Annotated in this window: 20 protein-coding genes and 1 pseudogene; 16 read left to right on the plus strand and 5 right to left on the minus strand. The window is 50.5% G+C overall.

Annotated features, from left to right (window positions below; all coding sequences use genetic code 11):
- Positions 1-16 precede the first annotated feature (16 nt).
- A complete protein-coding gene (locus AYY17_RS17185; protein ID WP_067425760.1) occupies positions 17-2,137 on the minus strand; it encodes an IgaA/UmoB family intracellular growth attenuator in 2,121 nt (706 codons plus the stop codon).
- 294 nt (positions 2,138-2,431) lie between these two features.
- On the opposite strand from AYY17_RS17185, the gene nudE reads away from it, so the two are divergent.
- Complete coding sequence (gene nudE / locus AYY17_RS17190; protein WP_067426081.1) at positions 2,432-3,019, plus strand: ADP compounds hydrolase NudE; 588 nt, start codon at positions 2,432-2,434, stop codon at positions 3,017-3,019.
- Between the two features lie 120 nt (positions 3,020-3,139).
- On the opposite strand, the gene mrcA is transcribed toward nudE, so the two are convergent.
- Entirely contained in the window at positions 3,140-5,665 is a 2,526-nt protein-coding gene (gene mrcA / locus AYY17_RS17195) for a peptidoglycan glycosyltransferase/peptidoglycan DD-transpeptidase MrcA (protein WP_067425763.1), read from the minus strand.
- A gap of 152 nt (positions 5,666-5,817) precedes the next feature.
- On the opposite strand from mrcA, the gene AYY17_RS17200 reads away from it, so the two are divergent.
- The 11 genes and pseudogenes from AYY17_RS17200 to trpS all read left to right on the plus strand — a co-directional run bounded on the left by AYY17_RS17200 (position 5,818) and on the right by trpS (position 15,587).
- Complete coding sequence (locus tag AYY17_RS17200) at positions 5,818-6,627, plus strand: hypothetical protein (protein WP_156656738.1); 810 nt, start codon at positions 5,818-5,820, stop codon at positions 6,625-6,627.
- Positions 6,624-7,205, plus strand: a complete 582-nt coding sequence (locus AYY17_RS17205; protein ID WP_067425769.1) for a hypothetical protein — start codon at positions 6,624-6,626, stop codon at positions 7,203-7,205. Before AYY17_RS17200 ends, AYY17_RS17205 begins: the two co-directional genes overlap by 4 nt.
- Complete coding sequence (locus AYY17_RS17210) at positions 7,202-7,738, plus strand: hypothetical protein (RefSeq protein WP_067425772.1); 537 nt, start codon at positions 7,202-7,204, stop codon at positions 7,736-7,738. Before AYY17_RS17205 ends, AYY17_RS17210 begins: the two co-directional genes overlap by 4 nt.
- Entirely contained in the window at positions 7,728-8,792 is a 1,065-nt protein-coding gene (locus AYY17_RS17215) for a secretin N-terminal domain-containing protein (RefSeq protein ID WP_235845418.1), read from the plus strand. The genes AYY17_RS17210 and AYY17_RS17215 overlap by 11 nt, the downstream gene beginning before the upstream one ends.
- A gap of 643 nt (positions 8,793-9,435) precedes the next feature.
- Positions 9,436-9,960, plus strand: coding sequence for a shikimate kinase AroK (aroK, locus tag AYY17_RS17220; RefSeq protein WP_067368481.1), 525 nt, complete (start codon positions 9,436-9,438; stop codon positions 9,958-9,960).
- Positions 9,961-9,991: 31 nt separating this feature from the next.
- On the plus strand, positions 9,992-11,074 hold the full coding sequence (gene aroB, locus AYY17_RS17225; protein ID WP_067425775.1) for a 3-dehydroquinate synthase: 1,083 nt from the start codon (positions 9,992-9,994) through the stop codon (positions 11,072-11,074).
- Positions 11,075-11,235: 161 nt separating this feature from the next.
- Positions 11,236-12,216: an SPOR domain-containing protein gene (locus tag AYY17_RS17230; protein ID WP_067425778.1), complete on the plus strand. Its 981-nt coding sequence runs from the start codon at positions 11,236-11,238 to the stop codon at positions 12,214-12,216.
- Between the two features lie 88 nt (positions 12,217-12,304).
- Positions 12,305-13,122 (plus strand): annotated as a pseudogene (gene dam / locus AYY17_RS17235) (adenine-specific DNA-methyltransferase).
- Between the two features lie 40 nt (positions 13,123-13,162).
- Positions 13,163-13,837, plus strand: coding sequence for a ribulose-phosphate 3-epimerase (rpe, locus tag AYY17_RS17240; protein WP_067405901.1), 675 nt, complete (start codon positions 13,163-13,165; stop codon positions 13,835-13,837).
- Positions 13,834-14,553, plus strand: a complete 720-nt coding sequence (locus AYY17_RS17245) for a phosphoglycolate phosphatase (protein ID WP_067425780.1) — start codon at positions 13,834-13,836, stop codon at positions 14,551-14,553. The genes rpe and AYY17_RS17245 overlap by 4 nt, the downstream gene beginning before the upstream one ends.
- A gap of 2 nt (positions 14,554-14,555) precedes the next feature.
- Positions 14,556-15,587 carry a tryptophan--tRNA ligase gene (trpS, locus tag AYY17_RS17250; protein ID WP_067425783.1) on the plus strand — a complete coding sequence of 344 codons (1,032 nt, stop codon included), beginning with the start codon at positions 14,556-14,558 and terminating at the stop codon, positions 15,585-15,587.
- 71 nt (positions 15,588-15,658) lie between these two features.
- Here the strand turns inward: trpS and AYY17_RS21370 are convergent, their stop codons facing one another.
- Positions 15,659-16,507 (minus strand): YadA-like family protein, encoded by an 849-nt coding sequence (locus AYY17_RS21370; protein ID WP_162271125.1) that lies wholly within the window; start codon positions 16,505-16,507, stop codon positions 15,659-15,661.
- A 608-nt stretch (positions 16,508-17,115) separates the two neighbouring features.
- Positions 17,116-17,961, minus strand: coding sequence for an ATP-binding protein (locus tag AYY17_RS17260; protein WP_082981449.1), 846 nt, complete (start codon positions 17,959-17,961; stop codon positions 17,116-17,118).
- On the opposite strand from AYY17_RS17260, the gene dmsA reads away from it, so the two are divergent.
- The 4 genes from dmsA to dmsD all read left to right on the plus strand — a co-directional run bounded on the left by dmsA (position 17,930) and on the right by dmsD (position 22,568).
- Complete coding sequence (gene dmsA, locus AYY17_RS17265) at positions 17,930-20,377, plus strand: dimethylsulfoxide reductase subunit A (protein WP_156656739.1); 2,448 nt, start codon at positions 17,930-17,932, stop codon at positions 20,375-20,377. The two genes, AYY17_RS17260 and dmsA, sit on opposite strands and share 32 nt — an antisense overlap.
- Before the next feature lie 11 nt (positions 20,378-20,388).
- Positions 20,389-21,006, plus strand: a complete 618-nt coding sequence (locus AYY17_RS17270; protein WP_067425786.1) for a DMSO/selenate family reductase complex B subunit — start codon at positions 20,389-20,391, stop codon at positions 21,004-21,006.
- Position 21,007: 1 nt separating this feature from the next.
- A complete protein-coding gene (locus AYY17_RS17275; protein WP_067425789.1) occupies positions 21,008-21,868 on the plus strand; it encodes a DmsC/YnfH family molybdoenzyme membrane anchor subunit in 861 nt (286 codons plus the stop codon).
- Between the two features lie 88 nt (positions 21,869-21,956).
- Entirely contained in the window at positions 21,957-22,568 is a 612-nt protein-coding gene (gene dmsD, locus AYY17_RS17280) for a Tat proofreading chaperone DmsD (protein WP_067425792.1), read from the plus strand.
- Positions 22,569-22,639: 71 nt separating this feature from the next.
- Here the strand turns inward: dmsD and AYY17_RS17285 are convergent, their stop codons facing one another.
- The gene (locus tag AYY17_RS17285; protein ID WP_067425795.1) at positions 22,640-22,930 is read right to left on the minus strand and encodes a hypothetical protein; all 291 of its coding nucleotides are present in this window, start codon (positions 22,928-22,930) and stop codon (positions 22,640-22,642) included.
- Positions 22,931-22,936: the final 6 nt, after the last annotated feature.

The following is a 22,936-nucleotide window of genomic DNA, read 5'->3' on the forward strand; positions in this document are numbered from 1 at the left end:
TAGATAGCGCAGTCTGTTACGACTGCGCTTCAGTCGGAAAATCGTGGCGGAAGCAGCTGTCGTAATAGTTGCGGATGTTCGTCATCCGGCGGCGGCGCTGATGAAAGCGGACAATAACATATACACCATTAATAATGGTCAGCAGAGTTAATATCACCAGTAAACTGCAACTGGCGAGAAACCGTGCGAGCATCACATTATCCGGCTGATAATGCAGCAGGATATGGCGGGTGCCGTTCGCATCGACAGACACACCGGTGACAATCCCCTGAACCTCAAATGGGGTATGCAGCAGCATATCTGAGAGCCGTTGCAGAGCCCGCCAATGTTCAAGCGGTGTGATATCGCCCGTCCGTTCATTGACCGGTGCATTTTCCACCAGTGACTTACCTTCATCGCTGATCAGCAGGACACCTCCCGGCGGCGGGCTGTTCAGCCGCATGGCGGCATTTTCAACTTCTTTACTGATTGCTGTAGATGTGGTGACGATAACCAGCTTTTCCAAGGCCTCTGCACTGGCTGGACGTAATAAAACATTTGATTGTTCCAGTTTACCGGCCTCTGCGCGGGCTAATAAATTTTCCCAGTTCGGTGAATTACCCAGGTTAACCAGCGCATTTTTCAGGCGTATGCAGTCGCTGTTTTCAAATTCACACAGTGCCTGTGTTTTTAAAACCAGTGAGGAAAAATTATCCAGCAGGCTCATTCCTGACTTGGTTATCATATCCCGCAGGCTGTCATTGACTTTGCGGGAGCCGGTATCCGGGTGCAACTGACTGTTGAGTGCAGTCAGCAGCGCCGCTGCCCGTTCAACCTGCTCTGATTCTGGTACCGGGAGCGGAGAGGTGTTATTCCAGTAAATACCGGAGCAGTCAAACGGCAGAAAATAGGGTTTATCCTGTGGAGAAAGGTTTGGTGGCATGTAACACATACCCACGCCTTTTGCTTCAAGAAAATCACCGACATAGAGCGGCATATTTTGCAGCTCATTAAAATTTGTCGATACTTTTGTTTCTGTGCCGGTAAGCCAGTTCAGTGCCAGTTTAACGGGTAAATTGACGGGCTGATTAACCGCAAGCACCAGAAGAGCGACCGCACTGGTCAGGGCAATCAGCAGGTTTTTACTGTAGCGGTGATATGGGAAGCGGATAGCTTCTTCCTGTAAGGACAGGTACTTACCCTGGCGCACCACCTGCTGATCTTCATACATTTCAATCTGCACAACGGAGCCCAGATCATGGTGCAGCCAGGCATCCCAGTGCGGCGGATAGATAAGATCGATACCACCGAGAGAGATGCTGTGTTTCTGGCTGTGGTCAAAATCACCGAACAGTCCCCAGCGCTTGGGTGCACCACGATAGCACTGAATATCTCTGAGTTTGCGGCGGATTGGCATCCGGATCAGCGTCAGTACCAAACCTGACAGCAACAGGCTGCTGCCGAGTATAAGCATCCAGTAAAACAGAAACGGCGGCATAAATACGGAGGTGATCGCTGTCAGCACGCCGCAGATAATCAGTGCGCTGCTGACAAATCCGTGTGTGTGTTGCAGATGATATTCCTGCGGACTTTCCCTGCGGGTACCGAGAAACTCAATATCAGCACTGCTGTTTTTCAGTATTGCGGCTTGTACCGGTACATCATTATTTTTTGTCATAGGTGTTGCCAGCGGATAATCATCAGTAAATTCACGTAAGTCATGACCATTCAGCCCTGTTATCATTGGTAACTGACCGGTAAAAACGACATCAATAACATTTTTGTTCTGAATATATCTTTCCAGAACAAGCGGAAGGTAAACTTCATTGCCTTCAATATAATAATGCCATTTCTGTTTATTTTTTCCCGGGACTGCAAAACGGGTGATACTGTTACAGAGACGATAAACGTGATCACTTTTTCCGGGGATAGCCGGTAATACAAAATGTTGCTCATGACTGACCGCATGCCGGGCTGCATGGGTCAGGTGATATTCAATAGCCTGAATTTCTTCCGGGCCAAGCTGGTGGTGTGTCGGACTTGCAAGCGAAGGTAACACATGACCGGCCCTGTGCCGCTTCCGTCTGCGACTGACAACGGAAGCCATTATAAGACAACTGATCACCAGACCAGCGGCTATAATGACGGTGATATTCATTTTTTCCCCATTGGTAATTGCCTGTGTAGCATAACAGTGAATAACATCGCTGAAAAATCAGCCTTTTCTTATTATGCAAAAAATCATTTTAAATAACAGCCTGTTATAACGGACTGTTTTTCTGTTTCCTGCAAATTATTCAGTAGGTTATCGTAATTTGTTCATGATCGGTGGTACTTTTCTTTGTTTCAGGAACAGGTAATATGGAGCGGTGCGATGTGTTTATCCGGAGTATATACTTATTCACAGCGCGATATATTAATCCGCGTTTTTACAAAACGCACCGGGGCATACATGACAGCATTACAAAAACCAAAAATTATCCGTACAGACAATATTGCCCAATCCCGTTTGTTCAGCATTCAGTCTGTTGCACTGGAATTCAGTAACGGCGCGGAGCGCGTCTATGAACGAATGCGCCCGGCTAACCGCGAATCTGTTTTAATCGTTCCGGTTATCGGCAACGAACTTATTTTAATTCAGGAATATGCCGCCGGTATTGAAAAATACGAGCTGGGCTTTCCTAAAGGTGCAATCGATCCCGGTGAAGACATGCTGACTGCCGCTAACCGGGAACTGAAAGAAGAAATCGGTTTTGGTGCACAGATACTGACTCCTTTGCGTAAAGTCACTATGTCACCGTCTTATTTTTCAGGGCGGATGAACATTTTGATAGCCACCGGTCTGTATCCCGAAAAACTGGAGGGCGATGAACCTGAGCCGCTGATTCAGGTGCGCTGGCCGGTCAGTGATATGATGGATCTGCTGACACATCCTGATTTTAACGAGGCCCGCAATATTACCGCTCTGTTCCTGGCGCAACATTATTTGTCGCAGATGTCGCAGAGTGGGGAATTACCTATTTTTAACACAAATAAATAAACGCCAATCATTAAAGAAAGGTATCAATTTGTGTTAAGTGCGGTCGATTGAAAAAACAAAGGGCTGCCGGATGGCAGCCCTTTGCGATTACACATAAGTGTCGGATAAAAAAGTGTCGGATCAGAAAAGTTCTTCTGCCGCACCATCCTGGTGAATAATGGTTGTACCCACTTCAGAGACACCGTAATCGGTCGGCTCCGTGCCTTTGATAAAATACTCTGAACGTGAATTACCACCGGAGGCCAGTTTCCCGGTGCTGCGGTCAATCTGTACAGAGATAATACCCGGCGGTGGCGGATCTTTACGCTCCGGTACGCCTTCCAGTGCAACTTTCATAAAGTCATTCCAGATGGGCTGAGCACTTTTTGCTCCCGCTTCACCACGACCCAGGTCACGGATATTTTCATCAAAACCAATCCAGACCGCTGCGACAATGTCAGGGCCGTATCCGACAAACCAGGCGTCTTTTGAGCTGTTGGTTGTACCGGTTTTCCCGCCGAGGTCGCGGCGTTTGATATCTCTCATCGCCCGCCAGCCTGTACCACTCCAGCCCGGTTCGCCATAAATATTTGAATTCATAGCGTCTTTGATAAGAAATGCCACATCGGTACTGACGACGTGCGGAGCATACGGAGAGTTATTACCTGCCTGCGGTGCTTTTTCCAGGTCTGTTTCCGGGGCTGCGGGTTGGTCATTTTCCTGCGGCTGATTGTCCGATTTGGCCACATCCGTTTCCAGAGCATCACTGTTCAGCCGGGTGCTCAAATCATGGGCACCTTCACCGTAGATAACCGGAATATTGGTGCATTGCGGGCAGGCAATCCGGGGTTTTGCGGTAAACAGCGTTTTGCCGTCCATATCATCAATACGGCTGATAAAGTACGGATCAATAAGGTATCCGCCGTTTGTCATCACCGCATAGCCGCGCACCATTTGCATCGGGGTAAAGGATGAAGAACCGAGAGCCATGGATTCCGTTCTGACAATGTTGCTGTCCGGGAAACCAAAGCGCAGCAGGTAGTCCGCTGCATAGTTCACACCCATTGCCCGCATTGCGCGCACCATAACCACGTTTTTGGATTGACCGAGTCCCTGACGCAGACGGATAGGGCCGTCATAACGCGGCGGGGAGTTTTTAGGACGCCAGTCTGTGCCTGAACCATCTGCACGGACAATCGGCAGGTCATTGAGCAGAGAGGAAAGAGTCAGACCTTTATCCAGCGCTGCGGTATACAGCAATGGTTTGATGCTGGATCCGACCTGGCGCAGTGATTGGGTCACCCGGTTAAATTTGCTCAGTTCAAAATCAAATCCGCCGACCAGCGCGATAATTGCACCATCGCCCGGATTCAGTGCAACAAAGGCAGAGTTAACATCCGGTAACTGTGACAGTACCCAGCGATCTTTGCTCTGGCGCACCCAAATTTGTTCGCCGGTGTGGATCACACCGTTAACCGCACGGGGTGCAGGACCCATAGCGCGGTCAGAAATAAATTTCCGCGCCCAGCGCATGCCGTCCATGGTTAAATCGATCGTGCTGCCGTCTTTGAGCATCACCTGTGCGCGGGAGGCATCTGCACTGAGAACAACCGCCGGATGCAGCGGACCGTAGACCGGTAATGATTTCAGTTTACTCAGGATTTGTTCTGTATCCCACGGCGTGGCGTTCTGCTGCCATAACACCTGCTGCGCACCCCGGTATCCGTGGCGGATATCATAATCAATGATGCCATTATGTACGGCTGTTTCGGCACTGAGCTGATCTTTGCGTTTTACGGTGGTGTAGACCTTATAACCGTCGGTATAGGCATTTTCACCATACTTTTCGAGCATCGACATGCGTGCCATTTCAGCCAGGTACGGCGCGGAGAAATCAATCTCCGGGGCATGGTAGCTCGCGTTAATCGGCTCCAGGCGGGCTTCATCATACTGTGCACGGGTGATGTAATTTTCTTCCAGCATCCGGGTCAGTACAACATTGCGGCGTGCCAGCGCGCGGGATTTTGAGTATAGCGGGTTAAATGTGGACGGCGCTTTCGGCAGTCCGGCAATAACAGCGGTTTCACTCAGTGTCAGCTGGTCAGGCGTTTTGCCGAAATAGACATAAGCGGCAGCGCCGACACCATAGGCACGCTGGCCGAGGTAAATTTTGTTCAGATAAAGCTCAAGAATTTCATCCTTGGAGAGCAGTTGCTCAATACGGATAGCCAGAAAGGCTTCTTTTACTTTACGGATGACCGTTTTTTCCGGACTGAGGAAGAAGTTACGGGCAAGCTGCTGAGTGATGGTACTGGCACCCTGGGATGCCCGGCCTGACGTCATTGCAACAGAGGCAGCACGGAAAATCCCGATAGGATCGACACCATGGTGCTCATAAAAACGACTGTCCTCTGTCGCGATGAACGCTTTTTTCATCAATGGCGGGATCTGGCTGAGAGTCAGCGGAATACGGCGTTTTTCGCCGAACTGTGCGATCAATTCGCCATCGGCGCTGTAGACCTGCATAGGTGTCTGTAATTTGACATCTTTCAGCGTTGCCACATCGGGCAAGTCCGGCTCGACATATTTGTACATGCCATATATCGAAGCTGCTCCAAGAAAAATGCAACAGACAACAAAGATCAATAAATACTTTAAGAACTTCACCTGAAAGATTCCGTTAGCCGTGTGGTGGACAGTTAATAAACAGCGACCCTGTAGTATAAAGGTTCATGCCTTTCTTGAATACGTATTTTATAACTGGCGGAAAATAAAGAAGAAATAACTATTTCGCACACCAATAATAAAAGGAATTATTAATGTGGATAACTTCGCGGGTGGCAGGGATCTCCCTTCAGGATGGCGCGATAATGATCGCTCCCGGCTATAAAGACCGCCATCACTGCTCTTTTGATGACTTTACCACACTGCATTTTCCTGACGGAGAACTGGCAGATGGCCGGGTTCAGGATCCTGCGGCCGTGTCGGCGGCACTGACCCGCTGGCGCCGTCATTTTCGCGGGCGTTTACAGTTACGCGTGGCACTGCCCGCCCCGCTGTATCTGCAACAACGTATCCGTCTGCCGGAAAACCGGATGGTGCAGGCATCTGTTGTTCCTCTGATCGACACCTACCTGGCACGCACTTTTCCGGGGCGTTGTCAGGATCTGATATATGACTACTGTATTCTGCCGGGGGAAATTGTGCTGACCACGGTACATCGTTCTGTCCGTGAGGTGTGGGAAACGCTGGCGGCAAAAATGAGTGCGCGATTGACCGTGCTTGATCTCATCCCTTGTGCAATGCGCTGTTTTGCACATGCCCGGGGCGTTCCTGCACAGGACTGGCTGCTGTTCAGTCAGGGAAATTTTGTCTGCTGGCAGGCGGGAACGTCGCATCCGGCACTCAGCGGCCAGGCAGAGCCGGATTTGCCCTCATTATCAGACGCACTGACATTACAGGGGTTTGATAACGCGCAGGCGTCTCTGTGTTGTCTGCATGATACCGCGCTATTACCGGTCGCCTGGCAGCATGAGTGTGAGCAATATAGCGTGACAAAACCGGATACAGTGCCTGCGGGTTATGCGGCGGCTGCCGGAATGGTATTGCGCGGGGAAGACAGGCTATGAGCGGATATCATGTCAATCTGACCGCATGGCGTGTCCGGTTGCACCGGAAAATCTGTCGCGGAATAGTTATCCGGCTTATTTTTACAGGCGGCATTATATTCTCGGGTTTGATGATGTTTCGCCTGCAAGCAGGGCTGAATGAAGAGCTGCTTGGTGTGACGGAAATGGCAGAAGCAGCGCGTGAAACCCGCTGGAAGCCCCGGTTGATTACGCTGGCGCAGGATATCGCCGCACAGCAGCAGACGGAAGATACACAGCGCCGCCTGGCGCGCACAGGGCGGGAAAACCGCCGGTATCGTGAACTGCTTCATTTTCTTCAGCAGCAATTTCCGGCAGATGCCTGGCTGGTGCGCTATCAGGCAGAACAGCAGAAGCAGGAAACAGAAAATACGGTACGCCATGTTCTGGCGGTAAACCGCTATCAGATGATTGCGGCAACTCATCCTTTATTGCACCAGGCTCCGCCGGGGTTGCCTGCGCTCCGGCTGATCCGTCTGCATCATCATAAAGTATCACGGGTCCGGCAATTCACGCTGGTGACAGATGCCGGTGACAGGCATGCAGAGGCGGCTCCATGAACATGGATGCATTATGGCGTTGTTTACAGTATCGCATCATGCAATGGGGAATTGCGGTGATGGTCTGTCTGCCGGTGGGTTGCACCTTCTGGTATTTTTATCTGCTCCCGGCATTCAGTGACATAAACGTGCGGCAGCAGACGTTGCAGATACTCACCCGGCAGGCAGAAACATTTCTCCCGGAGATTGAATATCCATCCCGCCCTGCGGCTCCGGCGTTACTGGCTCTGCTGCCGGAAACAGCTCTGCCGGTGCTGGCGGGCTGGCAGCAGGAGCCACAGGATACCCCGTCGCGCTGGATACTGACCTTTGAGGCATATTACCCGGAACTCGCCGGTTTACTGGATACGCTGACCGCGCAACTGACAGAGCTGAACATCACCCGGCTCTCACTACATCCGGTCACTACCGGCCCTCAGACATCTCCTGTGCTGTTACAGATGACCCTGCACCTGGCATTACCGGAAGCGGAGAGCCCGTCAGCATCTGAGACTGATTTACCGGACATTAATAAGGAAGAGCATGACAACTAAAAGACAGGGATGGTCAGCCGGGCTGATTATAGGGAGTTATGTTCTGACAGGGGTGGCGGCACACAGTGAAATGCACCCTAGAGATCTCTTTCTGCCGGCGGAAATCAGTACACAACAGGCTGCGGTGATGATCCCGCCGGTTTTATCCGCACCGGCGGCTGATACCGCGGACAGCAGGCAGAGCCGCACATTTACCTTGCAGCACGCCGATGCGTCTTCGGTTCTGGAAACGCTCCGCCATCATCATGGCGCGCTGTTCAGTGAGGGAGATGTATTACAGGCGGATCCGCTGACTAATTCCCTCTTTATAGATGCGGGTGCGCAGGTCCTGACCCGCACAGAAGCCTGGCTGACACTGATGGACAAGCCACAGCAGCAGGTACAGATAACCGCGCACATTGTGTCCGGCTCCCGCGAGGCGCTGCATGAACTGGGACTGCAATGGGGAACGGTGCTGCCGTCGCCTGATAAAGGAAACCGGCTGCAATTGCATCAGGCGCGGGGCAATAACACCTTTACCTTTAATATTGCCCGCATCAGCGGACATTTACTGGAGATGGAGCTCACCGCGCTGGAGCAGGAGCAGCAACTGGATATCGTTGCCAGCCCGCGGCTGACCACGGCGCATGAACACCCGGCCAGCATTAAACAGGGCTCGGAAATTCCGTATACCACACAGAGCCATGAGTCCGGATCACAGGTTCAGTTCCGTGAAGCGGTACTGGGAATGGAAGTTACGCCGCAAATTTTACGGGAAAATAAAGTCCGGCTGACGCTGCATATCAGCCGCAATGCGCCCGGGGTTGCACTGGTACAGAACGGCAGTGAGCAATATGCTATCGATAAACAGGAAATTACAACGCAAGTGGTTGTACGTAACGGCGAGACATTGATCCTCGGCGGTATTTTCCAGCAGGACAGGGGAAAACAAGTCACCGGAGTGCCGTATTTGTCCGCAATCCCACTGATGGGAAAGCTTTTTACTCACCAATACGATAAACTCAGCCGCCGTGAATTGGTGATTTTCATTACACCACAACTGATTGATATTTAGTAACTGCAAAAATATCAGTCTGTTATATGATAATTTACGGGAATTATACGCAGGATAAAGCATTTTTTTTATTGATTTTGCGGTGTTATACATTTGACGACTGCAACGATTTAGCATACAAGAGTTACCTAATTTAGTAGGTATGAAATCCTTGCCGCATCAAAACATGCTGTTAATCCGTTGACGGATAACGCCCTAATTTATCAGACTACGCCTTATATCTCTGCGCGGCTCCCGTTATCAGAAGGATCCACAGAAATATAAGGCGCGGTTTTTTACAGGCGTTATGATAGTATGTGCAGATGTTCAGAGGCCGGATTGCAACAGGCATCACACAGCAGTACCTGAGGTTCTTTTCTCGTTTTATACTCGGGTATATACCCAACGCCATTCAAGATTCAGGCAGGCGGCAAAGGAAAACAGATGGGGAGCATACATCAGTATGTGACCCGGCTGGTTGAGTACCGCCAACGAACCTGTAGTTTGAATGGATAAGGGTATGGTTGCAGTCAGGCAGAATATGCTGAGATAGTTTCAGGCTACTCTCACATATTCACTCATGAGGTTTCATTTGAGGTTCCGCCGCTGATCGGGTGAGCGGGGCGGGTTATCATTAACGAATATTCTTAGTTATACCAAAAACATGGCAGAGAAACGCAATATCTTTCTTGTCGGCCCGATGGGTGCCGGCAAAAGTACTATTGGTCGTCAGCTGGCTCAGCAATTAAATATGGAATTTTTTGATTCCGACCAGGAAATTGAACATCGCACCGGTGCTGATGTGGGCTGGGTATTTGATGTCGAAGGTGAAGAAGGTTTTCGCCTGCGTGAAGAAAAAATCATCAATGAACTGACTGAAAAACAAGGTATCGTACTGGCTACCGGCGGAGGTTCCGTCAAGTCACGGGAAACCCGCAACCGCCTTTCAGCGCGGGGTGTGGTTGTCTACCTTGAGACCAATATTGAAAAACAACTGGCCCGTACACAGCGTGATAAAAAACGCCCGTTGTTACAGGTTGATGAGCCGGTCCGGGAAGTTCTGGTTAAACTGGCAGAAGAGCGCAATCCGTTGTATGAAGAGATCGCGGATATCACTATCCATACCGATGATCAGAGTGCAAAAGTGGTTGCAAATCAAATCATTGAGCTGTTAGAAACCAACAGCTGATTTTACATTACCGGCAACATGCGGAGGTGCCATGGAAAATGTGACTGTGACATTAGGTGAGCGTGCTTATTCAGTTTCGATTGCTCCCGGTCTCTTTTCCCTTCCCGGCACCTTTGCGCCGCTGACTTCCGGTCAGCGTGCAATGATTGTCACAAACACCACCCTTGCCCCGCTGTATCTCACGACTCTCACCGAAAATCTTCAGCGCGAAGGCATTCAGGTGGATTCGGTGATCCTGCCGGATGGCGAACAGTATAAATCCCTGACAACCCTTGATCTGATTTTTACCGCATTGCTTGAGCACAATCACGGGCGTGATACCACGCTGATTGCGCTGGGCGGCGGGGTAATTGGTGATCTGACCGGGTTTGCGGCTGCAAGTTATCAGCGCGGTGTCCGCTTTATTCAGGTACCAACGACATTATTATCCCAGGTGGATTCCTCTGTCGGGGGTAAAACCGGCGTAAATCATCCGCTGGGTAAAAATATGATCGGCGCATTCTGGCAGCCGGCGAAAGTGGTGGTTGATCTTGACTGCCTGAAGACGCTGCCGCGCCGTGAGCTGGCCTCCGGACTGGCAGAAGTTATCAAATACGGCATTATTCTGGATAACGGGTTCTTTGTCTGGCTGGAAGAGAATATCGACCGTCTGCTGGCACTTGAGCCGCAGGCGATGGCATATTGTATCCGCCGCTGCTGCGAGCTGAAAGCAGAGGTTGTGGCGGCAGATGAAAAAGAGACCAGCGGGCTGCGTGCTTTGCTGAATCTGGGACACACCTACGGACATGCGATTGAAGCTGAAATGGGCTACGGTGTCTGGTTACATGGTGAAGCCGTTGCTGCGGGGATGGTGATGGCTGCCCGCACAGCTGAATTACTGGGTGTATTGCGCCCGCAGGAAACATCCCGGATTATCGCACTGCTGCAACGCACCGGATTACCGGTTCGCGGACCTGAATCCATGACGGCGGATATGTATCTTCCGCACATGATGCGGGATAAAAAAGTGCAGGGCGGTAAATTGCACCTGATTATTCCGACCTCGCTCGGACAGTCGGTTGTTCGTGCGGATATTACGCATGAAACCGTGCTGACGGCTATTCAGTCAGTGTAACGCGGGTCAGCCCGGCAGAATGTTTTTTTATATCTGTCTCGCTGAGTGTCCGGAAAATGGTTACACTACGCATTATGACGCACCATTGTGACGTACTTAGTGCGGGTCAGTTCTCTTCTGTTATATCTAAAGACAAGTTTCTGCTCTGATGGGAGGGCAAAATGGACGGCTTTAAACCCGAAAAGCAAGAACCACAAATTTTCAGCGAGCCGGATGACGAAGTAATCCGTCCGGATGCTTCAGACAGACCCGATCGCCCGGAGCGCCGCACTACTCGTCCGCGCCCGCAGCAGTCCCGTCCTAAGTTTGCCGTATCCCGCCAGCAGATGATGATTGGTGTGGCGGTTGTGGTATTGGTTCTGCTGATTATTGCGATCAGTTCTGCATTAAAATCACCGTCAGAACCGGAAACACCGCAACAGCCGCAGAGCGGTGAGCGCCAGATAAACCTGGGCAGCTACAATAACAGCGACAGCAATACTAATGATGGCGGAGCAACAACGTTACAGCCGTCTCAGCCGGTCACGACACAAGCCGGGCAGAACGGGGTAAATTTACCCGCTATCAATAATCTGCCGACTCAGGCTCAGCCGTCACAGACGACCGGCACCGGTCAGCGGGTGGATATCCCGGGTGATATTAATGATGCACTGAATCAGGGCAGCACGCAGAGCGGCATTAATAATGTTGCGCAGCAGAACATGAATAATCTGCCGCCGGTAACCAATACTCAGCCATCTGTACCGGCAGAACCGAAAAAACCGGTTCAGGTGAAACCGCAGCCGGTGAAAACAACGACCGCTCAGCCGGTTAAACCGCGTGAAGCAACCAAGCCTGTTACCGCAGCACCGGCAAAAAACAGTCCGGCGATTGCGAAAGCGGCTGCCGGTGGTTACACCCTGCAACTGAGTGGTGCGAGCCGTGCGGATACACTGAAAGCGTTTGCACAAAAGCACAGTTTGTCGAATTATCAGGTATATGAAACGTCACGTAACGGAAAGTCGTGGTTTGTCCTGGTTTACGGTAACTTCCCGACAGTCGGGGATGCAAAACGGGAAGTTGAGCGTCTGCCTGCTGAAATTCAGGGGAAAAAACCGTGGGTCAGAAAGATGCAGGATGTGCATCAGGACATGAAAAAATAAACACGCATTCCGTCAGGTGCTGATTGACTGTCTGAAACAGAGCAGGATCGGCGGCTCTGGCCTTTTTTGAGCAATGATTACAGGCAGCATGAAAAAACAACGCGCATTTTTAAAATGGGCTGGCGGAAAATATCCTCTGGCAGATGAGATAAAGCGGCATCTGCCGGAAGGAAATTGCCTGATAGAGCCTTTTGTCGGCGCGGGATCTGTTTTTCTGAATACGGATTATCCGCACTATATACTGGCGGATATCAACAGTGACCTTATCCATCTGTATAATATGGTGAAATTGCGGACTCAGGAATTTATCGATGAGTCCCGCAAGCTGTTCACACCAGAATTTAATGATGAAATTCAGTATTACGCCATGCGGGAACGGTTTAATCTGAGCACGGACCCTTTCGAGCGCAGTGTCCTGTTTCTGTATCTGAACCGCCATTGTTATAACGGATTGTGCCGGTATAATTTAAAAGGGCGTTTTAATGTGCCTTCGGGCGCTATCGCAAGCCGTATTTCCCGGAAGCGGAATTACTGTGGTTTGCGGAAAAATCCCTGAAAGCGACGTTTGTGTGCCAGTCCTATGTGACCAGTATGCAAGAGTCCCGTCCCGGCGACACGGTATATTGTGATCCGCCTTATGCGCCATTATCACTGACCGCTAATTTTACTGCTTATCACAGCAGCGGATTCGGATTCCCGGAGCAGGTAAACCTGGCGCAGCTGGCAGAAATGCTCTCATCTGATCGCAACATTCCGGTATTGATTTCAAATCACGATACCCCCCTGACCCGGGAGTGGTATCATCAGGCACAACTGCATATCGTCAAGGTGCGGCGCACTATCAGCCGCAATACACTCAATCGCGAAAAAGTGAATGAATTACTGGCGCTCTTTCGCGGACAGTGAGCCGTTGAACCCGGCGGCGTCTTATTAAGAGGAAACAGGAATGAAAGAGTTTTTGATTGCTCCGTCCATTTTATCTGCTGACTTTGCCCGCCTGGGGGAAGACACCGCAAAAGTACTCGCTGCGGGCGGCGATGTGGTTCACTTTGATGTTATGGATAACCATTATGTCCCGAACCTGACCATCGGTCCGATGGTGTGTAAGGCTCTGCGTGACTATGGTATTACTGCCCCGATTGACGTACATCTGATGGTGAAACCCGTTGATCGCATTGTGCCGGATTTTGCCAAAGCAGGCGCAACCTACATTTCATTTCACGCGGAAGCGAGCGAGCATGTTGATCGCACTATTCAGCTTATCCGCGAATGCGGCTGTAAACCGGGATTAGTTTTTAACCCGGCGACACCGCTCAGTTACCTCGATTATGTCATTGATAAACTGGATATGATCCTGCTGATGTCAGTAAACCCGGGCTTTGGCGGTCAGTCATTTATCCCGGAAACACTGAATAAAGTCGCCGAAGTCCGCCGCCGCATTGATGCCAGCGGGCGCGATATCCGTCTGGAAGTGGATGGCGGCGTGAACACTCATAATATTGCCGCAATCGCACAAGCCGGTGCCGATATGTTTGTGGCAGGATCGGCGATTTTTGGTCAGCCGGATTACAAAACCGTTATTGATGATATGCGTAAAGAATTAACAAAGGTTTCAGCATGACAGATAAGACAGCAGTACCGCAATTTACAGGAATTAAAGCCGTTGCATTTGATCTCGACGGCACATTGGTTGACAGTATTCACGGCCTGGCTGATGCAACAGACAGCGCACTGAATGAACTGGGTTATCCGCAGGCCGGCAAAGAAAATGTCACCGTCTGGATTGGTAATGGCGTTGATATTTTATTAGAGCGCGCGCTTACGTGGGCAACAGGATCCGCACCGGATGCCGCACTGCACGCAAAATGTCGTCAGTTATTTGATGAATTTTATGCCGAAGCCGTTAAAACCGGCAGCCCGCTGTTTGCAAATGTGAAACCAACATTGCAGGCGCTGGCTGATGCGGGAATGGATCTGGCGATTGTCACCAATAAACCGACTCCGTTTATTGCACCACTGCTGGCTGAATTAGGCATTACTGACTTTTTCTCCGTTGTACTGGGCGGCGATGATGTGAAAAATAAAAAACCGCATCCATCACCGCTTTATCTGACACTCGGTGAGTTCGGGCTGCGCAGGGAAGAGATGTTATTTGTCGGGGATTCCCGTAATGACATTCTGGCGGCTCAGGCGGCAGAGTGCCCGAGCGTGGGTCTGACCTACGGCTATAACTACGGCATCCCTATTGCTGACAGTCATCCGGACTGTGTATTGTCTGACTTTGCGGGCTTGCTGCCGGCACTCGGACTGTCTCCGTTAACTCATCAGGAAGGATAATCATGAGCGGATCCGCTGCTACAAAAAATCACAAACCCGTTGTTTTCAGTGGCGCACAGCCTTCCGGCGAGCTGACTATCGGTAACTACATGGGTGCGCTGCGCCAGTGGGTTAAAATGCAGGATGATTACGACTGCATTTACTGTATCGTTGACCAGCACGCGATCACGGTGCGTCAGGATCCGGCTGAGCTGCGCAAACGCACGCTGGACACCTTATCCCTGTACATGGCCTGTGGTCTGGAACCGGAAAAAAATACCCTGTTTGTTCAGTCACATGTCCCGCAGCATGCTCAATTAGGCTGGGCACTGAACTGCTATACCTATTTCGGCGAACTCAGCCGTATGACGCAGTTTAAAGATAAATCTGCCCGTCATGCAGAGAATATCAACGCCGGGCTGTTTGACTATCCTGTTCTGATGGCGGCCGATATTCTGCTGTATCAGACAAACCAGGTGCCGGTCGGGATCGACCAGAAACAGCATCTGGAACTGAGTCGTGATATCGCGCAGCGTTTTAATGCTATTTACGGCGATGTGTTTGTTGTCCCTGATCCGTTTATTTCATCCGGTGGTTCCCGTGTGATGGCGTTGCAGGATCCGACGAAAAAAATGTCGAAATCCGATGATAACCGCAACAACCTGATCGCCCTGCTGGAAGACCCGAAAGCGGCAGCGAAAAAAATCAAACGCGCTATGACTGACTCCGAAGAGCCGCCTCGTGTGATTTATGATTCAGCCAACAAACCGGGTGTATCAAACCTGCTGGATATTCTCTCCGGTGTTACCGGCAAACCGGTTGCTGCACTGGAAGCGGAATTTGAAGGACAGATGTACGGTCACCTGAAAGGTGCGGTGGCAGATGCCGTTTCCGGTATGCTGACGACGCTACAGACCCGTTATCACGACATCCGTAATGATGATGTGTTACTGAACAGTGTGATGAAAGAGGGTGCAGAGAAAGCCTCTGCCCGCGCACAGGTAACACTGGATAAGGTGTATGACGCTATCGGTTTTGTCCGCCGTCCGCTGTAATGGTATTGATTAATAAGAAGAAAAAAGCGCCTTGCGGCGCTTTTTTTATATCTGACGGAGAACGACGGAGATCAGAACCCGAACGCAACACCGGCGCCATAAACGGCACTGTCTTCGCTGTTCCAGCTGACTGAAGTGCGCAGATTCACGTTATTTTCCATACGCAGCTGTCCACCGAAGGCCACGGCGTTGCCGTTATGGTAATTACCGGCACCCAGGCCCACGCTGAAGCGGGTGTTATCGGTATACGGAATGTTGGCCATTGCCGCAACAGAAGCAATACCGGCGTTAGCGCGGTCAGCATTCTTATTCATCTGCTGCTCAACAGAGTTAAACCGGCCGTTCATGGACGCTTCAAGCTCCGTAAAACGGGCATTGGTATATTGTTGTCCGGATGAAACCGCTTGTTTACGGGAATCATCAATTGCGGAATGAATATTACTGACTTTGTTGTCGGTGTAGCTGTTACTGCTTTTTACCGCAGCCGTTTTGGCATCACTGGTTTTTTGGTCAGTGTAGTCGTTACTGCTTTTTACCGCAGCCGTTTTGGCATCACTGGTTTTCTGGTCAGTGTAGTCGTTACTGCTTTTTACCGCAGCCGTTTTGGCATCACTGGTTTTCTGGTCAGTGTAATCATTACTGCTTTTTACTGCAGCCGTTTTGGCATCACTGGTTTTCTGGTCAGTGTAGTCGTTACTGCTTTTTACTGCAGCTGTTTTGGAATCGGTAATCGCTGTATTTACTTCAGTGATTTTTGTATCTGTATATCCTTTGCTGCTGCTGACCGCGTCAGTTTTTGCATTATCAATATTGGTATTAACCGTACGGAGTTTTTGGTCGGTATACCTTTTACTGGACTCTATTGCTTCAGTTTTGGCGTTAGTAATACCCGTTGTCAGTATACTAGTAGTTGTCTGCATCAGATCCATAGTTTCTCTTCTGGCAGTATTTTGTATATCAAGAGCTTTTCTAGATAACTCGCTATCTGTATAAGCTTTGCTTTTGGCAACAGCGTCATTGAATGAGTCTGCAGCAAATGAGGCAGATGCGCCTAAAGAAAGCATAGCGATAATTAATATCTTACACTTGGTATTCATACGTAATTTCTCAATAATATAAACAAGGATGCGCTGTTATTTTCACAGGGCATATAAGGGGTTGGCTGTTGATATGAGATAAAGTGCAACAATGTTCTGGTAATGAATAATATTTAGCATAAAGTTTATATTATTCTGTTGTATTTTCAATGTAAATATCATTATATTTACAGCGACATTTTAATCTTTATTACATCAATATTTGATAAACGAATGGCGCAAATATACCGGAAAACACCAAGTACAGAGCGGCTGAGACAGGCATTAAAGTAGAAATATATGAATTAATATCTAATACATAAAGTAATACTTAAAATATGTTTATCGTTTATTTAATATTATAGTTGAGATGTTATTTTTTAAAAAAATGACTGTATCATGACGATGTAGTCATAAAAGGATTAATTAAAAAAAACTAAATAAATAAATAATTACAACCAGCCTTTCTCTTTACGGGACTGGCATATCGGACACAATGTTTGTTCCGGTTGCCAGCTCATAAAAGGCAGATGGCAGCTTTTACAGTGCGCATCAAAATAAGAATAGTGAACCGGTAAACTGTTTTTTTCTGCCATCGGTACAACGTCAATTGCTTTCGGGAAACAGACATCTTTGCAGCTCATACAGCCGCTGCATTTGGTTTTATCCACGGTAAACTGATTGTTTTCAATCAGGATAGCGCTTTCCTGACAGACTGCCGCGCAGGCGGAACATAAAATACACTTCTCTGTGTCCGGGCGGACATCAAACCAGCTGTCATCCGGCCAGAGTTTTTTGCGCTCATTCAGACCGGTTTTCGCCCGTCCCCGGTTTAGTTCTGCGGCGCCCGCTTTCTGGCGGAACAGTGCAAAGCGTTTTCCGGTATCTATTGGCGCAGGCGGTGCAATCGTCAGTTGCCAGACCGGCTCCTGCAAGGCTTTCAGGCGCAGATTCAGCTCTGCCAGTACCGGCAGCCAGCTATCCACTTCCGGTTCGGTTATCTGCATGCCGCGGATATGATATTGCCGGTGCCAGACCAGCAGTTCCTCAATCTGTGCAGGTGCTTCTTTCTGATTGATAACCAGTTGTGCATTGTCGTTAAACAGACGTTCGCGCACAGGGATATTTTCAATAGCATCAGACGGGCAGACAAACAGGCAGTTTCCGCACTGAAAACAGCGCTCATTATCGATCCGGACATCAAGATACCCGAATGAGACGGCATTTGCGGGACAGTGTGCCGCACAGCTGTTACAGGTGCTGTTTTTGAGTTTCTTCCTGACGCAGCGATTGTTCACTGCACCGCTGACACGACGGGGGTTTGTCAAAGCCACCGGGGCTGCCGGCGGATTAGCCGTCGCAGCCGGTGGATTATCACTTCCTTTCAGTCATGCAGCCACTGCAGCAGATAACACACCAGCAGCAGCGCCACAGGAAAAAATTGTCTGGAGCGCCTGTACAGTCAACTGCGGCAGCCGTTGTCCGCTGCGGATGCATGTGACTGACGGCGAAATCAGATATGTCGAAACCGATAACACCGGCGATGATGTTTATGAAGAACTTCATCAGGTTCGCGCCTGCCTGCGCGGGCGCTCAATGCGCCGCCGTGTGTATAATCCTGATCGCCTGAAATACCCGATGAAACGCGTGGGTAAACGCGGTGAAAATAAATTCGAACGGATCAGCTGGGAAGAGGCGTTTGATACTATCGCCGGCACCATGAAACGCTTGATCAGTGATTATGGCAACGAATCTATTTATCTGAACTATGGTACCGGGACACTCGGCGGCACCATGACTAAATCCTGGCCGCCGGGAGCAACGCTGATCGCCCGTCTGATGAACTGTTGTGGCGGTTATCTTAACCATTACGGCGACTACAGTACCGCGCAGATAGCGGCGGGTCTGAATTATACCTACGGCGGCTGGGCAGATGGTAACAGCCCGTCAGATATCGAAAACAGCAAGCTGGTGGTGATGTTCGGGAACAACCCGGGCGAAACCCGTATGAGCGGCGGCGGTGTGACCTATTATGTTGAGCAGGCACGCGAAAAATCAAATGCCCGCATGATTATCATTGACCCGCGTTACACCGATACCGGTGCCGGTCGTGAAGATGAGTGGATCCCGATCCGTCCGGGAACCGATGCGGCACTGATCAGTGCGCTCGCTTATGTGATGATCAATGAAGATCTGGTGGATAAACCGTTCCTTGATAAATATTGCGTGGGTTATGACGAAACCACCATGCCTGCGGGTGCGCCGGAAAACGGGCACTATAAAGCCTATATTTTAGGTCAGGGCGCGGATGGTGTGGCGAAAACACCTGAATGGGCAGCAAAAATCACCGGTATTCCGGCAGCCAGAATTGTAAAACTGGCGCGTGAAATCGGAACAGCAAAACCGGCTTATATTACACAAGGCTGGGGTCCGCAGCGCCGCTCAAATGGTGAAACCGCATCGCGGGCAATCTCAATGCTGTCTATTCTGACCGGCAATGTGGGCATTAATGGCGGTAACAGCGGCGCGCGTGAAGGTTCTTATGCCATCCCGTTTGTCCGTATGCCGACACTGACCAACCCGGTGAAAACCAGTATCTCCATGTTTATGTGGACTGACGCTATCCTGCGCGGCAAAGAAATGACCGCGACCCGTGATGGTGTACGCGGCAAAGACAAGCTGGATGTGCCGATCAAAATGGTCTGGAACTATGCCGGTAACTGCCTGGTTAATCAGCACTCTGATATTAACCGCACTCATGACATTCTTCAGGATGACAGCAAGTGCGAGATGATTGTGGTGATCGATAATCACCTGACCTCTTCCGCGAAATATGCCGATATTATTCTGCCGGACTGCACCGCATCTGAGCAGATGGATTTCTGTATGGACGCATCTGCGGGCAATATGGGATATGTGATTTTTGCAGACCAGGCGATCGCGCCGCGTTTTGAAAGCCGCAATATCTATGAGATGACCAGTGAAATAGCCAAACGAATGGGAGTCGGTGACGAATTCACAGAAAACCGTACCCAGGAAGAATGGTTGCGCCATCTCTATGAGCAATCCAGAGCGGCATTGCCGGAACTGCCGGAGTTTGATGAGTTCCGTAAACAAGGCATGTTTAAAAAACGCGATCCGCAGGGGCACCATGTGGCGTACCGCGCTTTCCGTGAAGATCCGCAGGCTAATCCGCTGACCACGCCGTCCGGAAAAATCGAGATCTATTCCGCACAGCTGGCAGAGATTCAGAAAACCTGGGAACTGAATGAAGGTGATGAAATTCATCCGTTGCCGGTATATGCCGCCGGGTTTGAACATGGCGGTGATCCGTTAATGGAAAAATACCCGTTACAGATGACCGGTTTCCATTACAAATCCCGCACGCACTCAACTTACGGCAACGTGGATGTCCTGCAGGCTGCCTGCCCGCAGGAATTGTGGATAAATCCGGCCGATGCTGCGAAACGCGGAATTGTGCAGGGTGACAACGTCCGGATCTTTAACGACCGTGGCGAAGTCCGCGTCAATGTGAAGGTTACGCCGCGCATTCTGCCGGGTGTCGTCGGATTGGGTGAAGGCGCTTGGTACAGCCCGGATGGTAATCGTATTGACCACGCGGGCAGCATTAACGTGTTAACCACTCAGCGCCCGTCGCCGCTGGCGAAAGGGAACCCGTCCCACTCCAACCTTGTTGAAGTCGTTAAGGCCTGAGGAAGCGAATTATGTCAACGCAATATGGTTTCTACATTGATTCAAGTCGCTGCACCGGCTGCAAAACCTGCGAGCTGGCCTGTAAGGACTTTAAAAACTTATCACCGGAAGTGAATTTCCGCCGCATTTATGAATATGCGGGCGGCGACTGGACTGAGCAGGATGGCGTCTACAATCAGAATGTGTTCGCTTACTATCTTTCTGTCTCCTGTAACCACTGTGATGACCCGGCGTGCGCCAAAGTCTGCCCGAGCGGTGCTATGCACAAGCGCGAAGATGGTTTTGTCGTGGTAAATGAAGATATTTGCATCGGCTGTCGTTACTGCCACATGGCATGCCCGTATGGCGCGCCACAGTTTGATGAAGTCAAAGGGCACATGACTAAATGTGACGGCTGCTATGAGCGCGTTGCAGAAGGGAAAAAGCCGATTTGTGTTGAATCCTGCCCGCTGCGCGCGCTGGATATGGCACCGATTGAAGAGTTGCGTGCCAAATACGGCACACTGGCTGAAATCGCGCCGCTGCCGTCCGCAGAATACACACATCCGAATATTGTTTTAAAACTCAATGCCAACAGCCGTCCTGTCGGGGATACCACAGGCCATCTGGCGAACCCGGAGGAGGTATAACATGGGATCGGGAATTCATGAATGGCCGCTGATGTTCTTTACTACCCTGGGCCAGAGTGTGGCGGGTGCGTTTATCATCATGGCGGCAGTGCTGCTGTCCGGGAAGCTCACCCCTGAGATGAACCGGAAAGTGCATTACAGTATGTTCGGGCTCTGGGTATTGATGGGGATTGGTTTCCTGCTCTCCATGATGCACATGGGCACGCCGATGCGTGCATTTAATGCCTTTAACCGCCTGGGCAGTTCATCGCTCAGTAATGAAATTGCCGCAGGTTCGGTCTTTTTTGCGGCAGGCGGATTTTACTGGTTGCTGGCGGTACTGAACAAGATGCCTGCTGCTCTCGGTAAGCTCTGGCTGGTGGTGGTGATGATACTGGCGGTGGTATTTATTTATGCCATTCCGCAGGTGTATCAGATTGCCACAGTGCCGACCTGGAACACGCCTTACACCACTATCCACTTTGTACTGACGGCATTGCTGGGCGGTCCGCTGCTTGCAGCACTGTTGTTGCGCATGGCGGGGTTTGATCTGCGCTGCGTCAGCTGGCTGCCGGTGGTGAGCATTATTGCGCTGGTGGTGAGTGTGATTGCGGCAACGGCTCAGGGCTTTGATCTGGGCGGTATCCGCAGTTCTGTTCAGAATGCCTCTGCGCTGGTGCCGGAGTTCGGTATGTTTATGGGCTGGCGTATGGTGTTACTGGCGCTGGGTCTGGCATGCTGGGTTCTGCCGCTGATTAAGCGCACTAACCCGCCGGTTATTATGATGCTTGCCGGTTTTGTGTTGGTGCTGGGTGGTGAGATCATCGGGCGCGGTATTTTCTATGGTCTGCACATGACGGTCGGGATGGCTTATCTCGCCTGATACAGTGAATGCGTATCCTGTTACTGTTACCCGGTCGTAAACCGTGGCAGGATACGCCAATCGTTCTATTCTGATAACAGAGTGTGTTATGAGTCAGCAAGCTGTCAGTGATATCGCATTAACCGCCCGTATTCTCGGCGCGGCATTTTATTATCCGCCGGAAGAAACAGGGCAGATAACAGAGCTGCTCTCCTCCGGTGACTGGGTGGCGGAATGGCCGTACGGTACTGATGCACAAAAGCAGGCGGCAGCAGAAAAACTGCATACCGCAACAGCCGGTGATGAAACGCATGCGCAGGCTTATCAGCGTTTATTTATTGGTCCGCAGGCATTACCGGCATCACCCTGGGGCTCAGTCTGGCTCGATAAAGAACAGGTGTTGTTTGGTGAATCGACCGTCGCACTCCGTCAGTGGATGCGCGACCACAATGTGGATATCGCTCTGACGCAGAATGAGCCGGAAGACCACATAGGTTTGTTACTGATGATGGTGGCGTGGACGGAAGAAAATAATCCGGATGCGGTAAATGCACTGCTGGCGGAGCACCTTCTGCCCTGGGCGCGTTACTATCTGGCAAAAATGCAGGAAACCTGCGCAAGCCCGTACTATGAGGGATTGTCTGCCCTGACTGCGCTGACACTGAATGCCTGGCAGGAAACCCGCCTGATAATACCGGCGGAAAAAACGATTTTTGCCTGAATAAATTACCGCACGTATAAAAAAACCCTTCAGATGTGAATCCGAAGGGTTTTCTTTTTTATCTGACCGGATCACTGCCCGAGGTCAAATTCGTTAATTTTTGCCAGCATGTCCGGGTCGTTCCGGTATTCTTCCCGCAACATTGTCTGGTCTTTTTTGGCTGCCGGACAGGTTTCATCCATTGCTTTGCGGATCTCTTTTTTATGATCCTCCGGCAGGGTATTGTCCCATTCACCGGCGAAATGTATGCAGGTCTCTGCATTATCCATATACACTTCAAGCCGATCTTCCTGCGGTTTTTCTGCGGCAGATACGGTGCCTGCCATGGCAGAAAGCGCCAGCAGCATTATCAGGTATTTCATCCTTGC

Origin of the sequence: Morganella psychrotolerans, assembly GCF_001676055.1 — a bacterium.
Taxonomy (GTDB): Bacteria; Pseudomonadota; Gammaproteobacteria; order Enterobacterales; family Enterobacteriaceae; genus Morganella; species Morganella psychrotolerans_B.

What these genes read in the sequence shown, in the direction of transcription:
- aroK (WP_067368481.1), top strand. Translation starts at nt 9,436, where the DNA reads ATGGCAGAGAAACGCAATATCTTTCTTGTCGGCCCGATGGGTGCCGGC.
- AYY17_RS17185 (WP_067425760.1), bottom strand. Translation starts at nt 2,137, where the DNA reads ATGAATATCACCGTCATTATAGCCGCTGGTCTGGTGATCAGTTGTCTT.
- AYY17_RS17210 (WP_067425772.1), top strand. Translation starts at nt 7,202, where the DNA reads ATGAACATGGATGCATTATGGCGTTGTTTACAGTATCGCATCATGCAA.
- AYY17_RS21370 (WP_162271125.1), bottom strand. Translation starts at nt 16,507, where the DNA reads ATGCAGACAACTACTAGTATACTGACAACGGGTATTACTAACGCCAAA.
- rpe (WP_067405901.1), top strand. Translation starts at nt 13,163, where the DNA reads ATGAAAGAGTTTTTGATTGCTCCGTCCATTTTATCTGCTGACTTTGCC.
- AYY17_RS17205 (WP_067425769.1), top strand. Translation starts at nt 6,624, where the DNA reads ATGAGCGGATATCATGTCAATCTGACCGCATGGCGTGTCCGGTTGCAC.
- AYY17_RS17285 (WP_067425795.1), bottom strand. Translation starts at nt 22,930, where the DNA reads ATGAAATACCTGATAATGCTGCTGGCGCTTTCTGCCATGGCAGGCACC.
- AYY17_RS17215 (WP_235845418.1), top strand. Translation starts at nt 7,728, where the DNA reads ATGACAACTAAAAGACAGGGATGGTCAGCCGGGCTGATTATAGGGAGT.
- nudE (WP_067426081.1), top strand. Translation starts at nt 2,432, where the DNA reads ATGACAGCATTACAAAAACCAAAAATTATCCGTACAGACAATATTGCC.
- trpS (WP_067425783.1), top strand. Translation starts at nt 14,556, where the DNA reads ATGAGCGGATCCGCTGCTACAAAAAATCACAAACCCGTTGTTTTCAGT.
- AYY17_RS17200 (WP_156656738.1), top strand. Translation starts at nt 5,818, where the DNA reads ATGTGGATAACTTCGCGGGTGGCAGGGATCTCCCTTCAGGATGGCGCG.
- AYY17_RS17230 (WP_067425778.1), top strand. Translation starts at nt 11,236, where the DNA reads ATGGACGGCTTTAAACCCGAAAAGCAAGAACCACAAATTTTCAGCGAG.
- aroB (WP_067425775.1), top strand. Translation starts at nt 9,992, where the DNA reads ATGGAAAATGTGACTGTGACATTAGGTGAGCGTGCTTATTCAGTTTCG.
- AYY17_RS17270 (WP_067425786.1), top strand. Translation starts at nt 20,389, where the DNA reads ATGTCAACGCAATATGGTTTCTACATTGATTCAAGTCGCTGCACCGGC.
- AYY17_RS17275 (WP_067425789.1), top strand. Translation starts at nt 21,008, where the DNA reads ATGGGATCGGGAATTCATGAATGGCCGCTGATGTTCTTTACTACCCTG.
- AYY17_RS17245 (WP_067425780.1), top strand. Translation starts at nt 13,834, where the DNA reads ATGACAGATAAGACAGCAGTACCGCAATTTACAGGAATTAAAGCCGTT.
- dmsD (WP_067425792.1), top strand. Translation starts at nt 21,957, where the DNA reads ATGAGTCAGCAAGCTGTCAGTGATATCGCATTAACCGCCCGTATTCTC.